The organism is Propionivibrio soli (genome assembly GCF_025770765.1).
GTDB lineage: Bacteria > Pseudomonadota > Gammaproteobacteria > Burkholderiales > Rhodocyclaceae > Propionivibrio > Propionivibrio soli.
Genome location: NZ_JANZKY010000008.1, coordinates 121,707 through 136,211, shown reverse-complemented (window position 1 = coordinate 136,211; position 14,505 = coordinate 121,707). Strand labels below are relative to the sequence as shown.

Below are 14,505 nucleotides of genomic sequence, written 5' to 3'. Positions count from 1 at the left end.
GAATGCCGGGCGAGCCGATCGGCGATGCTTTGCGGCGTGCCAGCCGGCGCATCGAACGCGTCGATGCGCGCCTGCTCCTGCAACATGTCGCGCAGTGCTCGCATGCCGATCTCATCGCGCACGCCGAGCGCGAACTGACGGTAGAGCAGACGAGCCGTTTCGACGAGCTGGTTTCGCGGCGCGAGGCGGGCGAGCCGCTCGCTTATCTGCTCGGAAGCGCGTTCTTCCACGAACTGGAGTTTGCCGTGACCCCGGCCGTGCTTATCCCGCGGCCGGACACCGAAGTGCTTGTCGAACAGGCGGTTCGAGTCGCCGGTGCTTGGCCGCAACCGCGCATCGTGGACATGGGGACCGGGTCAGGCATTATTGCCACCGTCGTGGCGCGCTTATGCCCGGGGGCATTGGTCAGCGCTGTCGATGTTTCGCCGGAAGCGCTTGCCGTGGCCAGAGCCAATGCGGCAAAGCACGGAGCATCGGTGCGGTTCCTCACCGGTGACTGGTACGCGCCCCTCGGTGTGGAGCGCTTCGAACTCATCGTGTCGAATCCGCCGTATGTGGCCGAAGGCGACCCCCACCTGGATCGTGACGGCTTGCCGTTCGAGCCGCGAATAGCGCTCACCGACGGCCTCGCCGGCGGCTCGGGCATGGCGTGCATCGAGCGGTTGATCAACGGAGCGGCAGCGCATCTTGTTCCCGGTGGGTGGCTATTGATTGAACACGGCTATGACCAATCGGTCAAAGTCAGGGAGCGCTTGGTGGGGACGGGGTTTGCCGACGTCGCCTCGTGGCGCGACGGGGCGGGCATCGAACGCGTCAGCGGCGGGTATCTGCCTTGACGCTCCCCGGTACCGCCCGTAAACTCAATTCCGATTGTTTTACTCGACTATAAGAGGTTTTTCATGGATGTGCAGGAACTGATCAAGGAGCAGGTCACCACAAACCCGGTGGTGCTTTACATGAAAGGGACGCCACAGCAGCCCATGTGCGGGTTCTCGGCAACCGCGGTGCAGATCCTGCGCGCGCTCAACCTGCCGCTCTTCTTCAGCGTCAACGTCCTCGAGGATCAGGCGATCCGCGAGGGCATCAAGCAGTACGCCAACTGGCCGACGATTCCCCAGCTCTACATTCGGGGTGAATTCGTCGGCGGCTGCGACATCATGCGCGAGATGTACCAGAGCGGCGAATTGAAGACGCTGCTGGAAGGGATCGCGGCCCCAGACTGACCTACTGCCCACTGAAACCGAGGCCCGACGCCGTGATGGAAGTCGGGCCTTTTGCTTTCTGCGAGGTATCAGCGTGACGAGCATCGGTTGGTGAGGACATTCCCTCGGCTCGACGATGCCAATTTTGCCCGTGCCATAATGATTGAAAGATTGAATCAAGGAGAATGCGATGAAGTCGCTTAGGCATGGCGGCAGGCTGAGCTTGCTGGTCGTAACGCTGTTTCTCGCCGGTTGTGCCGGCTACGGGGGCAGCAACCTCCAGCCGGGCGTCAGCACGCTTGCGGATGTCCTGACGTCGATGGGCACGCCGGCAATGCATTGGAAAGACCCGGATGGTCGCGAGCAGCTGGCTTATCCGAGAGGGCCAATGGGCACCCAAACCTTCATGGTCTTTGTGGCGCCGGACGGCAAGCTCGAGCGCATCGAGGGCGTGCTCGATGAAGCGCACTTCGCGCGCATTCGTCCCGACAAGAGCACGCAGGAAGAAGTCCTGCGCCTGCTGGGGCCGTCCGTACCGCAGTGGACGGCGTATTTCAAAGCACGTGATGAGCTCGTCTGGGAGTGGCGGTATTGCGACGCCTGGAGCGTAACGGCGCGGTTCGACGTGCTCTTCGATGCCACCACCGGGCTTGTGCGCACGACCTATCAGCGTCCTGATATCGACGGCAGAAAGGACGTGAGCGTTACCTGCGGCCGCTAACGGTGACGTTACAAAGCGGCGAGGCGCGCGTTGGCTAGTTCGAGGCGTGTGCTCAGCACGCCGAGGAACGACTGGTAGACGTGCATGCGGCATCCCTCGGAAGCTCGCTTGAGTGCCGCATCCCGGATGGTGATGATTTTCGAATCGGCGAGAGCGACGATGTCGGCGCCGCGTGTTCGCGAAGGTTTGCCGATGACCGCCATTTCGCCGAAGCAGTCGCCTTTCCCTAGCAGGGTCAGGACGCGCCCGTTCTTCATGACTTTGAGTTCGCCCTCGGCGAGAAAGCAGAAGAAATCACCCTCTTCGCCGTCGCGAATGACCGTTTCGCCGGGTACCGCCGCTCGCCATTCCGAGAACCCCACCACTTCCCATATCTCGGCGTCGGAAAAGTCGGCGAAAAAGGCCAGGCGGCGCAATGTGTCGAACTTCTCCGACTCCGCGAAATCGCGTTTCGGGGTTTTCAGATGCCCGCTGCGGAAAGCCTGTGCGAGATCGCGACCGAATTCGTCCCAATTCTGGTAGCGCGCGTCCACATCTTTGGCCATCGCGCGCGCCACGATTTCGTCCAGCACTTCGGGGATTTCCTTGCGCAGATTGGAGGGCCGCGTCGGTGTGCCGTGAATGATCTGGTAGATGACGTCGTATTGGGTCTGCGCCTCAAACGGAAGATGCCCGGTGAATAGCTGGTACATGACGACGCCGAGCGAATAGATATCGGTCCGGTGGTCGAGCGGGAGTTCACGCACCTGTTGCGGCGACATGTAAGCAGGCGAGCCGATGCCCGACACGAGCGTACGTTCCGGTGCAGCAACGATCGCAGCGCCAAAGTCGGAAATCTTGATCGTGCCGGTGCCGGGCATCTTGCCGGAGTAGAGGATGTTTGCCGGCTTAATATCGCGATGCGTTATGCCGAGGCGGCACGCGTGGTCGAGAGCGCGGGTGCACTTGAAGGCGATCTCGACGATGCGCTCGACAGGCAGCAGACGACGCGGTCGGCAAAACTCCTCCAGCGTGCCGCCGGCAACGTATTCCATCACGATGTACGACAGCTCCTCGGCAACCACCGCATCGAAGATCTGCACAATGTGCGGGTGCAACAGCTTGCCGACGAGCGACGCTTCGTTGAGGAAGAGATTCGTGTAGATCTTGCCCCGCTCGGGATCCTTGAGGATTTGGGGGAAAGCGACCTTGACGGCGACCTCCCGTCGGGCGAAGGAGTCGAAGGCGAGGTAGACCGTGGCCGTGGTGCCGCGCGCAACCTCGCGCACGACGTCGTATTTTCCGATCCTGTTCATCCCCGGCAGTCCGCTGCCCGTCGCGGCGAGTGGCTGCGGTTATGAAAAGCGCGAACGCGCCCGGTCGATCGCCGCGCGTACCTGTTCCGGGGCCGTGCCGCCGATGTGGCTGCGCGATGCCAGGGAACCGTCGACCGTGAGAACAGCGAAGATGTCGTCTCCGATCAGAGGCGAGAAAGCTTGTAATTCGGTGAGCGGCAACTGCGGCAGGTCGACGCCGAGCTCCTCGGCACGTCGCACGGCGAGGCCAACGGCTTCGTGCGCGTCACGGAACGGCAGCCCCTTGCGGGTCAGATAGTCGGCGAGATCGGTCGCGGTGGCGAACCCCTGGCGCAAGGCATCGGCCATGTTCTCAGGTCGGGCTTCAACGCCGCGGATCATCTCGGCGAAGATGCGCAGCGTGTCGGTCACCGTGTCGACGGCGTCGAACAGCGGCTCCTTGTCTTCCTGGTTATCCTTGTTGTAAGCCAGCGGCTGACCCTTCATCAACGTCAGCAGCGCGCTGAGGTGACCATAAACGCGCCCCGTCTTGCCACGGGCCAGCTCCGGAACGTCGGGGTTCTTCTTCTGCGGCATGATCGAACTGCCCGTGCAGAACCGGTCGGCGATGCGTACGAAGCCAAAGCGCGGGTTCATCCACAGCACCAGTTCTTCGGACATGCGCGATACATGCATCATGAGCAACGCGGCCGCGGCGCAGAATTCGATCGCAAAGTCGCGGTCGGAAACAGCGTCCAGCGAGTTCTCGCACACGCCTTCGAAGCCCAGTTCGGCGGCGACGAACTCGCGGTCGATCGGGTATGTGGTACCGGCGAGCGCGGCGGCGCCGAGCGGCAGGCGGTTGGTGCGCTTGCGTACGTCGGCAAAACGTTCGGCATCGCGGCGCGTCATTTCGTACCAGGCAAGCAAGTGGTGCCCGAAGGTGATCGGCTGGGCCACCTGCAGGTGCGTAAAGCCCGGCATGGGCGTTGCCGCCTCGCGCTCGGCGAGATCGAGCAGGTTGCTCTGGAATTGCCTGAGGAGGACCTCGATATCGTCGATCGAGTCGCGCAGGTAGAGCCGGATGTCGGTTGCCACCTGATCGTTGCGCGAACGACCGGTATGCAGGCGTTTGCCGGCGTCCCCGACGATCGTTGTGAGACGCTTCTCGATATTGAGGTGGACGTCTTCCAGGTCGAGGGACCATTCAAAGGCACCGGATTCGATCTCGCCGACGATCTGCGCCATGCCGCGTTCGATATCCGACAGATCCTGTACCGAGATGATGCCTTGGCGCGCGAGCATGCGCGCGTGCGCCAGCGAACCGCGGATGTCCTGGCGCCACATGCGCCGATCAAAGTTGACCGATGCCGTGTAGCGTTTCACGAGGTCGGACATCGGTTCCGAAAAACGCCCGGCCCAAGTGTATTGACCGGCGGCGGGGGCTGGCTGCGAGGACGATGAATGGTGCGGTTTGGGTTGCGATCGGCTCATGATGAAGGCAAATTGATGGGCTAAAATGGCCTGATGCCAAGTATAAAGCAAAACCCCGCAGCCCCTCCGTTGCCGGACTTCCGCAACTTCGGCGTCATGCTGCGCATCCTGCTTGGCGTGAACCTCCTTGCCCTCGCGGCGGCGCTGGTGCAAAGCGCAGGGATCAACGAAACAGTGGGTCGCTACGTCGATCTGGCGGCTTGGGTGCAGCCGCTCTTGCTGCTTGACCTCGCGGTTTTCGCCGGGCTGCGTGACGTGTTGCGGCGGATCGATCCGCAAATCGGCCGTGTGGTCGTCGTCGGCCTAACCGTGATTTCAGCCGTGGTTCTGCTCGACTTCTGGCGCTTCCTCGGCTTCGATGAAGGCGGCTGGCCGCGCATGGTGCGCGTAGTCGTACTCGCCGGCGCGACGGCGGGCACGATGCTCTTCTATTTTTCTCTGCGGGCCCGCGCTTTCTCGCCGGCACTGGCCGAAGCCCGGCTGCAGGCGCTCACGGCGCGCATTCGACCGCATTTCCTGTTCAACAGCCTGAACGCCGTGCTCTCGCTGATTCGTACCGACCCGCGGCGCGCCGAGAACACGCTCGAGGAACTCGCCGAACTCTTCCGTGCGTTGATGCGCGATCACCGCGATCTGCTCCCGCTGGCCGACGAGATCGCACTCTGCCGGCAGTACCTCGATGTCGAAAAGCTGCGCCTCGGCGACCGCCTCAACGTCGAATGGGAGATCGTCGATGTGCCCGCCGACCTTAAGGTACCCCCACTGATGCTGCAACCGCTGCTGGAGAACGCCGTCTATCATGGCATCGAGCCGTCCGGTGACATGGGAACCATCCGCGTGCGTTTTGCGCGCAACGGCGACGAGTTGCATATCGATCTTGCCAATCCCTGCTTTCAGGGCAGCGATCGCCAGCACGGCAATCGCATGGCGCTCAATAACATCCGCGAGCGATTGGCGTTGCACTACGACCTCGAAGCGAGGCTGGAGGCGCGCGAGGAAACCGGTGCCGACGGTCGACGCGAATACCTCGTCAAAATCGTTCTGCCTTGCCGGAGTTCCAAATCATGATGGCCGGTCCGACCTTGTCAGTGCTCATCGTCGACGACGAAGCGCCGGCGCGGGCGCGCCTGCGCGACCTGCTCGCCGATATCGCCGCTGAAGTGCCGAACGCCGTAGTCGGGGAGGCGGCGGATGGCCTGCTCGCCGTACGCGCGCTCGAAGCGCACCCGGTCGATGTGGCGCTGATCGACATCCGCATGCCGCGCATGGATGGCATCGAGCTCGCACGCCATCTTGGCCGGCTGGAACATCCGCCCGCGATCGTCTTCGTGACGGCATACGACGGTTACGCCGTGCAGGCCTTCGAACTCAATGCGGTGGATTATCTCGTCAAGCCCGTTCGTGCGCAGCGCCTCGCCGCCGCACTGCAAAAGGTGCGGCACAGCCGCCCCGTTTCGCCGGAAGTTCTGGCCGGGCTGCAACAGGGCGCCCGCTCGCACCTGTCCTGCCACGAACGCGGCCGGTTACTGCTGATCCCGGTACCCGACATCCTTTATCTACGCGCGGATCTCAAGTACGTCACGGCGCGTACGGCGAATCGCGAATTCCTGCTCGACGAGTCGTTGACGCATCTCGAAGAGGAGTTTTCCGAACGCTTCATTCGGCTCCACCGCAGCGTGCTGGCGGCCAAGGACGCCATTGTCGGCTTCGAGAAAAACGCCGCTGAGGACGCTGAAACGCAGTGGCAAGCGCTTTTGCGCAACGTCCCGGAAAAGCTGCCAGTCAGCCGTCGCCAGTGGCCGCTGGTAAAGTCGTACGCGAAGCGCTTGAGTTCCTGACGGTCAGCAGGTTAGGCGGAGAGAGCCGGCCGAATGCGGTGCCGGCGGCGTTGTCGCGCATGGTAAAATCCCGACCGTTTTCATTGGTTTTTGGCCGCTTCGCGGACGCTCCGTGACCCTTCCTCGCACTGTTCCACGCCGCATCGTCATCGCCTCGCGGGAATCGCGCCTCGCCCTGTGGCAGGCCGAACACGTGCGGGAGCGGCTGTCTGCGCTTTACCCCAGTACCCTCGTCGAGATTCTCGGCATGACGACGAAAGGGGACCGCATTCTCGACCGGCCGTTGTCGCGCATCGGCGGCAAGGGACTCTTTATCCGCGAACTCGAAGTCGCGCTGCAGGAAGGCCGTGCCGACTTGGCCGTCCATTCGCTCAAGGACGTGCCGATGGAGATGCCGGACGGGTTCGCATTGACCGCGATCCTGACCCGTGAGAATCCGTGCGACGCTTTCGTTTCCAATCGTTATCCGGATCTCGATGCGCTGCCTCCCGGTGCGGTGGTCGGCACGTCGAGTCTGCGGCGTGAGGCGACGCTGCGCGCCGCCTATCCTTCGCTGAACGTAGAGCCTTTGCGCGGTAACCTCGACACGCGACTACGCAAGCTCGACGAGGGCCATTACGACGCGATTATTCTCGCCGCCGCCGGTTTGCGGCGGCTCGGGCTCGAACAACGCATCCGTGCCGTCATCGCTCCGGAACGGTCGCTACCGGCTCCCGGACAGGGCGCGCTCGGAATCGAAATACTTGCCGCCAACACCGAAGCGGCGGCTTGGCTGGCGCCGCTCAACGACTCAGCGACGAGCGACTGTGTTCGGGCGGAGCGCGCCTTTTCACGCGCGCTCGGAGGAAGCTGCCAAGTCCCTCTCGGTGGCTATGCCGTGATCGAAGACAACCGTTTGCGGCTGCGCGGATTCGTCGCGACGACGGACGGCCGACGCGTAGTTCGTGGTGAGGCAAGCGGTCTGCCGAGCGAAGCAGAGATTGTCGGTGGCGGCCTCGCGGCGCGGCTCCGTGCCGAGGGTGGAGAGGGCATTCTCGCCGACCTCGCGCATTCTTCACACTGATGGGCCGGTTGCTGCAAGGCCGGCGGATCCTCGTCACCCGCCCGCGCGCGCAAGCCGCTCGGCTGGCGGCCCTGATCGCGGGCGAAGGTGGCGAACCGCTCTGTTTTCCGCTCATCGAGATCGAGCCACCGCTCGATGCGGCGCCGCTCAGGGGCGTCGCTGCCCGACTGGCGCAATACGTACTTGTGGTTTTTATCAGCCCCAACGCTGTGGCGTTCGCGATACCGGAGATTGCGGCGCAGGGCCCGTGGCCGGAGGCGACGCAAGCGGCGGCAATCGGCCCGGGGACGGTGAGCGCGCTGGTGTCGCATGGTTTCGATTCCGATCGCATCGTTGTCCCCGCACAGCGCTTCGACTCTGAGGCCTTGCTCGATCAGCCGGCGTTGCAAAGCGCGCGTGTCGTCGGGAAGAAAGTGTTGATCCTGCGCGGTGATGGCGGGCGTGAGTTGCTGGTCGATACGTTGCGCCAGCGCGGTGCGGATGTCGATTGCATCGCGTGCTATCGACGTACCCCGCCGAGCGACGCATCGGAGATTGTGTCGCTGTTGCGCAACAAAGCACTCGACGCGGTCACGCTCTCGTCGAGCGAAGGTTTGCGCAACCTTCTGGCAATGCTCGATACTGAGGCTTGCGCGCAGCTACGGTGTCTGCCGGTATTCGTATCGCATCAACGGATAGAGCAGGCGGCCATCGCGGCGGGCTGGCGCGAGATCGTCGTGACGCCCCCCGGCGATGCGGGAATCGTCGAAAGTCTGTGCAGGTACAAATGGCTTCAACATGAATGAAACTGTCGATCAGCAAGCGGAAGCGTTGCCCGTGAACGAACCGGTGCGGCCGGAACAGGCGGTTCATGCGGCCCCGGTGCGCCGATCAGGTCCTCCCGCCTGGTTCAACCCCTGGGTGGTCGTCGCCTTGCTTGCGATAGCTCTGGCCGCCTGGCAGTGGGTGGAGACGCGCCTTCGGCTGGCCGATACACAGCAGGAGGTCGCACGCCGCCTGGCGGAAAGTGATTCGGTCGCCAAGGAGAGCCGCTTGCTGGCCCGGCAAGCACAAGAGCAGATCGCGACGCTGCAGGCTAAGCTCGGAGAGATGGAGGGCAAGCTGGCAGAGTCGAAGAGCCAGCAAGAAACGCTCGAATCGCTGTACAAGGAGCTCGCCCGCAGCCGCGACGAATGGGCTCTGGCAGAAGTCGAGCAGGGCGTGACCCTGGCGGCGCAGCAGTTGCAACTGGCAGGCAACGTGCAGGGAGCGGTGCTGGCGTTGCAGACAGCGGACGCGCGCCTCGCGGCGAGCGGCAAGCCACAGTACACCGCGCTGCGCAAAGCCGTAACCAATGATCTGAATAAGTTGCGCGCGTTGCCGCAAGTCGACTTGACCGGCATGAACCTGCGCCTCGAGAGTGCGATTGCCGTTGTAGACTCGTTGCCCTTTGCCGTCGACGTGCGCCCGCGTTCCGAGACCAAAGCTGGCGCCCAGCCTCCGGCGGCTGCAGCCTCTGCGTCCGGTTTTTGGCAGCGGCTCGCCGCCGATTTCTGGAGCGAAGTCCGGGGACTCGTGCGCATTCAGCGTTTCGACCGCGACGAGCCGGCGTTGCTCGCGCCCGGGCAGGCGTTCTTCCTCCGTGAGAACCTCAAGCTGCGCCTGCTCAATGCGCGCCTTGCCCTGCTCGCGCGCGACCAATGGACGTTCCGTAACGAATTGAGGCAGGCGCAGTCGTTCGTCGAGCGTTATTTCGACAGCCGTGAGGCGTCGGTCAATAATGCGCTGACGACCCTCAAGCAACTGTCGTCCACCGAGATCGCGATCGAATTGCCGACGCTCAACGAGAGCCTCTCGGCGATCAAAACCGCGAAACCCAAGGAAGGCCGATGAAGGGCCTGCTCTGGGTTCTGGCGCTGTTCGCCCTCGCGGTAGGGATTTCGCTGGCGGCGCACGTCAATGACGGCTACATCCTTCTGGTGTATCCGCCGTACCGAGCCGAAATTTCCCTCAATCTGGCCATCGTCCTGCTTCTCGGCGGCTTTGTATTGCTTTATGGTTTGCTGCGCGGTGTGGCGTTGGCGGCGGCGCTGCCGAGACGTGCACGCGCATTCCGCTCACGGCGCCAACACGAGAAAACAGTGCAGCGTTTCCACGATGCGGCGCGCTTGCTCTTCGAAGGGCGTTTCAAGCAAGCGCTCAAGCAGGCGTCGCTGGCGCACGCGACCGGCTATTCGCGGGCGTTCGCCGCGCTGATCGCCGCCCGCGCGGCGCAACGGCTGCGCGAGCCCTTCCAGCAGAAAACGTGGCTCGAAGACGCGGTCAAACAGGACCCGCAACTCGAACCAGCCGCGTTGATGCTCGAGGCCGAGATGCTGATCGAACTGCGACGTTTCGACGAGGCGATCGCCGTACTCCGCAAGCTGCACGAGAAATCCGGTCTGCATATCGCCGCGCTGCGACTGGAAATGCGCGCGCAGCAAGGGTGCGGCAACTGGGAAGAAGTCCTGCGCATCGTGCGCCTGCTCGAAAAGCGCAACGCGCTGCTTCCCGAGGTGGCGCGGGAGATCAAGCTCAAGGCGCACTGCGAGAACATCCGCGAACGCCAGGGCGATCGCGCACAACTGCAGGCTTATCGCAAGAACATGCCGGCGCTCGAAGCGAGCCCGCGGCTCACACATACCTATGCCGAAGCGTTAATGCGATTGGAAGCCGACGACGAGGCGCGCGCGGCCATCGAAGCCCAACTCGACAAGGAATGGGATTCCTCGCTCGCGGATCTCTACGGAAAAACGCGAGGGAGCGACCTTACCGCTTGCATCGCGCGGGCCGAAAAATGGCTTCCCGCACACCGCAATGATGCCGCGCTGCTCTTGGCGCTTGGGCGGATGTGTTTCGCCCAGCGGCTATGGGGCAAGGCTGAGAACTATCTGGACGCTTCGCTTTCTCTCGCTGACGGCCGCGAAGTGCGGCTCGAACTCGCGCGCTTGCTGGAACAGACCGGACGGGCCGACGAGGCGATGGAGCACTATCGGGCGGCGGCCGGCCTACTGTCCTGATTTCCGTACCGCTGGCGCGGGACTCTTCTTTTCAGCGTTCGCTCGTGGAGCAAACCGGCGACGTCGTTCAGATCCGTCGCCGACGCTCCTGCACGACGCCTATCCGGCAACCGCGGCGGCAAGCGCTTCGCCGAGAATGGCGAGTCCTTCGTCGAGCACGCTGTCGGGGATGGTCAGCGGCAGCATTAGGCGCAACACATTGCCATGACAACCGCAATTGAGGACCAGCAAGCCACGCTTGGCCGCCTCGGCCTTCAGGGCGTTGGCGATCTCGGCGGCTGGACGACGTGGATCTCCCTTGTGACAGAACTCGACGGCGGTCATCGCGCCGAGACCGCGCACTTCGGCAATGCAGTCGAAACGTGCTTTCAGATCGGCTAGAGCGGCGCGTGTTTTTTCTCCAAGCATGGAGGCGCGCGCACAAAGCCCTTCCTCCTCGATCACATCGAGTACAGCCAGCGCGCCCGCCACGGCGATTGGATGGCCGGCATACGTCGAGCCCAAGCCCCCCGGTACCGCGGCGTCCATGATTGCAGCCTTGCCGATGACGGCGGAGAGCGTCAGTCCGCCGCCGAGTCCTTTCGCCATGGTGATGATGTCAGGCTCGATGCCGTAGTGTTCGATGGCGAACAGCTTGCCGCAGCGCGCGGCGCCGGTCTGGATTTCATCGACGACGAGTACGATGCCCTTTTCGTCGCACAAGGCGCGCAGCCGACGCATGAAGTCCAGTGGCGCGGGAATGTAGCCGCCTTCGCCCTGGACCGGCTCGACAACAATGGCCGCCACGCGCGCCGCCTCGATGTCGTTCTTGAAGATCAGCTCCAGCCCGGCGAGCGCGTCGTCGACTGAAATGCCGCGCAGTGCATTCGGATACGGCGCGTGAAAAACCTCGGACGGAAACGGTCCGAAGCCTGTTTTGTACGGATCGACCTTGCCGGTGAGCGCGAGGGAGAACATCGTACGGCCGTGAAACGCACCGTTGAAGGCGATGATCCCGCTGCGCCCGGTGGCGGCACGCGCGATCTTGACCGCGTTCTCAATCGCTTCGGCGCCCGTGTTCATGAAGAACGTCTTCTTCGGTGTCTTGCCCGGGGCGAGAGCATTCAACCGCTCTGCCAGCTCGACGTAGGATTCGTAGGCAACAACCTGGAAGCAGGTATGCGTGAAACGTTCCATCTGTTCGTGTGCTGCTGCCATGACGCGGGGATGGCAATGCCCGGTATTGACGACGGCGATGCCGGCGCAGAAATCGATCCAACGCCGTCCCTCGACGTCCCAGATTTCCGCGTTCTCGGCCCGCACCGCGAACACCCCGTGCGCCTGGCCGACGCCGCGGGGCAGGGCCGCGGCGCGCCGCGCCATCAGCCCGGCATTCGTTTGTTGCTTCAGATCGGTCATCGAATTCATTTGCATCACTCCTGATCAAGAGACAAAAAGGGCAAAAGGGAACCTACGCTGGCTATCGCCAACGGTCAGCAATCGGGTTGTCCAGAGTCCGGCGTAGCCGGAAGGGCGGGACTTATCCGGTCGGCGTCATTGAATGCCCGCCAGACAGACGTATTTCATTTCCAGATAGTCGTCGAGGCCGTGGCGCGAACCTTCGCGGCCGAGTCCTGATGACTTGACGCCGCCGAAGGGCGCGATCTCCGTCGAGATCAATCCGGTATTCACTCCGACCATTCCGTATTCGAGCCCTTCGGCAATCCGGAAAATGCGACCGACATCGCGTGCGTAGAAATACGATGCGAGGCCGAATTCGGTGTCGTTGGCGAGTTGCAACGCGTGAGCTTCGTCCTCGAAACGGAAAAGCGGCGCCACCGGGCCGAAGATTTCTTCCCGCGCCAGGCGCATTCCGGGGGTGACGTCAGCGACGACCGTGGGTTCGAAAAACGAGCGACCGAGCGCGTGCCGCCGCCCACCGCAGAGGAGGCGCGCCCCTTTCGCCAACGCGTCGGCGAGCAACTCCTCGACCTTGGCGACGGCCGCCTCGTCGATAAGTGGGCCTTGCGTCACGCCGGGCTCCCCGCCGTTGCCTATTTTCAGCCGGGAAACGGCGGCCACGAGCTTGTCGGCGAAGGCGTCGTAAACGCGGTCCTGCACCAGCAACCGGTTGGCGCACACGCAGGTCTGCCCGGTATTACGGTACTTGGATGCCATGGCGCCGACGACCGCCGCGTCGAGATCGGCGTCGTCGAAGACGATGAATGGCGCGTTGCCGCCCAATTCCATGGACAACTTCTTGACGGTTGGCGCGCATTGCGCGATGAGTTGCGAACCGATCTCGGTCGAGCCGGTGAACGACAATTTGCGTACGATGGGGTTGGCGCAAATCTCGCCGCCGATGGCGCGCGCCGACCCCGTAATGACATTGAAGACACCGTTCGGGATCCCGGCACGAGTGGCGAGTTCCGCGAGCGCAAGGGCCGAGAACGGCGTCTGGCTGGCCGGCTTGACGACGATGGTGCACCCGGCCGCGAGGGCCGCGCCGGCCTTGCGCGTGATCATTGCTGACGGGAAATTCCATGGCGTGATCGCCGCGCACACGCCGACCGGCTCGCGTGTGACAAGCACACGCCGGTCGCCGGCATTGGGCGGAACGATGTCGCCGTACGCGCGTCGTCCCTCCTCGGCAAACCATTCGAGATAGCTGGCGGCGTAGGCGATCTCGCCTCGCGATTCGGCCAAGGGTTTGCCTTGTTCTGCCGTCATGATCCGGGCGAGGTCGTCCTGGTGGGCGACCATCAGCTCTGCCCAGCGCCGTAACCGTTTGCCGCGCTCGGCGGCCGTCTGCGCACGCCAAGCAGGAAACGCCGCATTGGCGCACCCGATGGCCCGGCGGGTTTCATCGGCGCCCATCTTCGGCACAGAGCCGACAGTGTCGCCCGTGGCCGGGTCGACCACCGGAATCGTCTCGCCGCTGTCTGCGTCGAGCCACTGGCCATCGATGTAGCCGCGCTGGCGCAGGAGATTGGCCTCGTTGAGTTTGAGCATGGTTTTCCTTGTAACGGTAAAGGCGGGTTCGGTGCGCCTCGGAGCGTCAATGACCCTGGCTGCGCAAGCGCTCCGATCGCCGGCGGAGCCACTCGAGCGTGATCAGCATGAACGTGGACAGGATCGTCAGAATCGTCGCCACGGCGGCGATGGTCGGGCTGATGTTCTCGCGGATGCCGGCGAACATCTGACGCGGCAGGGTGCTCTGTTCGGGGCCGGCGAGGAAAAGCGTGACGACGACCTCGTCGAACGACGTGCCGAAGGCGAATAGGCCCCCCGAAATGACACCGGGGGCAACGAGCGGCAGCGTGACCCGGAAGAAGGTGGTCAGCGGATTGGCGCCTAGGCTTGCCGCCGCACGCACGAGGTTGAAGTCGAATCCTTGCAGCGTCGCCGTCACCGTGGTCAGCACAAAGGGGACGCCGAGCGCGGCATGGACGATGATCAAGCCAAGGTAGCTGCCGGAAAGCCCGATCGGCGCGAACACGAGGTAGGTTGCCACGCCGACGATGACTACCGGCACGACCATCGGTGAAATCAGGATCGACGTCAGCAGCGCCTTGCCGGGAAACTCGATACGCGCCAGGCCGACCGCCGCCGGCGTGCCGAGTGCCATCGCGAGGAGCGTGGCGAAAGGCGAGACGATGCAGCTGTTCATGAACGCCTGGCGCCATGCGGGCGAAGTCAGGAACTCTTCATACCATTTGAATGAGAATCCCGACATCGGATAGAGCAGGAACGAATCGGCGTTGAACGACAGCGGCGCGATGACGAGGATTGGCAGCATGAGGAAGACCAGCACGAGGCCGCAGATGGCGCGGAAGGCGTAGTGCCAGACTCGTTCGAGCGGAGTAGCGTAGGTGGCGATCATTGTTCTCTCCCCT

The 14,505-nt window shown here is 63.5% G+C and carries 14 protein-coding genes; 9 read left to right on the top strand and 5 right to left on the bottom strand.

Annotated elements, in window-relative coordinates:
• Positions 1-2: 2 nt before the first annotated feature.
• The 3 genes from prmC (at position 3) to NZ453_RS11170 (ending at position 1,923) form a co-directional block, all read left to right on the top strand.
• A complete protein-coding gene (gene prmC, locus NZ453_RS11180; RefSeq protein WP_263770658.1) occupies positions 3-836 on the top strand; it encodes a peptide chain release factor N(5)-glutamine methyltransferase in 834 nt (277 codons plus the stop codon).
• Between the two features lie 63 nt (positions 837-899).
• Entirely contained in the window at positions 900-1,223 is a 324-nt protein-coding gene (gene grxD / locus NZ453_RS11175) for a Grx4 family monothiol glutaredoxin (RefSeq protein ID WP_263770657.1), read from the top strand.
• A 169-nt stretch (positions 1,224-1,392) separates the two neighbouring features.
• Positions 1,393-1,923: a hypothetical protein gene (locus NZ453_RS11170; protein ID WP_263770656.1), complete on the top strand. Its 531-nt coding sequence runs from the start codon at positions 1,393-1,395 to the stop codon at positions 1,921-1,923.
• A gap of 8 nt (positions 1,924-1,931) precedes the next feature.
• Here the strand turns inward: NZ453_RS11170 and NZ453_RS11165 are convergent, their stop codons facing one another.
• Both NZ453_RS11165 and argH read right to left on the bottom strand, forming a co-directional pair.
• A complete protein-coding gene (locus NZ453_RS11165) occupies positions 1,932-3,218 on the bottom strand; it encodes a serine/threonine-protein kinase (protein WP_263770655.1) in 1,287 nt (428 codons plus the stop codon).
• Between the two features lie 39 nt (positions 3,219-3,257).
• Positions 3,258-4,691, bottom strand: coding sequence for an argininosuccinate lyase (gene argH / locus NZ453_RS11160; RefSeq protein WP_263770654.1), 1,434 nt, complete (start codon positions 4,689-4,691; stop codon positions 3,258-3,260).
• Between the two features lie 33 nt (positions 4,692-4,724).
• Between argH and NZ453_RS11155 the strand changes: the two genes are divergently transcribed.
• The 6 genes from NZ453_RS11155 (at position 4,725) to NZ453_RS11130 (ending at position 10,630) form a co-directional block, all read left to right on the top strand.
• On the top strand, positions 4,725-5,759 hold the full coding sequence (locus NZ453_RS11155; protein WP_263770653.1) for a sensor histidine kinase: 1,035 nt from the start codon (positions 4,725-4,727) through the stop codon (positions 5,757-5,759).
• On the top strand, positions 5,759-6,529 hold the full coding sequence (locus NZ453_RS11150) for a LytR/AlgR family response regulator transcription factor (RefSeq protein WP_263770759.1): 771 nt from the start codon (positions 5,759-5,761) through the stop codon (positions 6,527-6,529). The genes NZ453_RS11155 and NZ453_RS11150 overlap by 1 nt, the downstream gene beginning before the upstream one ends.
• Positions 6,530-6,641: 112 nt before the next feature.
• Positions 6,642-7,592, top strand: a complete 951-nt coding sequence (gene hemC / locus NZ453_RS11145; protein WP_263770652.1) for a hydroxymethylbilane synthase — start codon at positions 6,642-6,644, stop codon at positions 7,590-7,592.
• Positions 7,592-8,377: a uroporphyrinogen-III synthase gene (locus NZ453_RS11140; protein ID WP_263770651.1), complete on the top strand. Its 786-nt coding sequence runs from the start codon at positions 7,592-7,594 to the stop codon at positions 8,375-8,377. Before hemC ends, NZ453_RS11140 begins: the two co-directional genes overlap by 1 nt.
• A complete protein-coding gene (locus NZ453_RS11135; RefSeq protein WP_263770649.1) occupies positions 8,370-9,464 on the top strand; it encodes a uroporphyrinogen-III C-methyltransferase in 1,095 nt (364 codons plus the stop codon). Before NZ453_RS11140 ends, NZ453_RS11135 begins: the two co-directional genes overlap by 8 nt.
• Positions 9,461-10,630, top strand: a complete 1,170-nt coding sequence (locus NZ453_RS11130) for a heme biosynthesis HemY N-terminal domain-containing protein (RefSeq protein ID WP_263770648.1) — start codon at positions 9,461-9,463, stop codon at positions 10,628-10,630. Before NZ453_RS11135 ends, NZ453_RS11130 begins: the two co-directional genes overlap by 4 nt.
• A 99-nt stretch (positions 10,631-10,729) precedes the next feature.
• On the opposite strand, the gene gabT is transcribed toward NZ453_RS11130, so the two are convergent.
• The 3 genes from gabT to NZ453_RS11115 form a co-directional block, all read right to left on the bottom strand.
• Positions 10,730-12,037 (bottom strand): 4-aminobutyrate--2-oxoglutarate transaminase, encoded by a 1,308-nt coding sequence (gabT, locus tag NZ453_RS11125; protein WP_263770647.1) that lies wholly within the window; start codon positions 12,035-12,037, stop codon positions 10,730-10,732.
• 126 nt (positions 12,038-12,163) lie between these two features.
• On the bottom strand, positions 12,164-13,621 hold the full coding sequence (gene gabD / locus NZ453_RS11120) for an NADP-dependent succinate-semialdehyde dehydrogenase (RefSeq protein WP_263770646.1): 1,458 nt from the start codon (positions 13,619-13,621) through the stop codon (positions 12,164-12,166).
• A gap of 46 nt (positions 13,622-13,667) precedes the next feature.
• The gene (locus NZ453_RS11115) at positions 13,668-14,492 is read right to left on the bottom strand and encodes an ABC transporter permease (RefSeq protein WP_263770645.1); all 825 of its coding nucleotides are present in this window, start codon (positions 14,490-14,492) and stop codon (positions 13,668-13,670) included.
• Positions 14,493-14,505 lie beyond the last annotated feature (13 nt).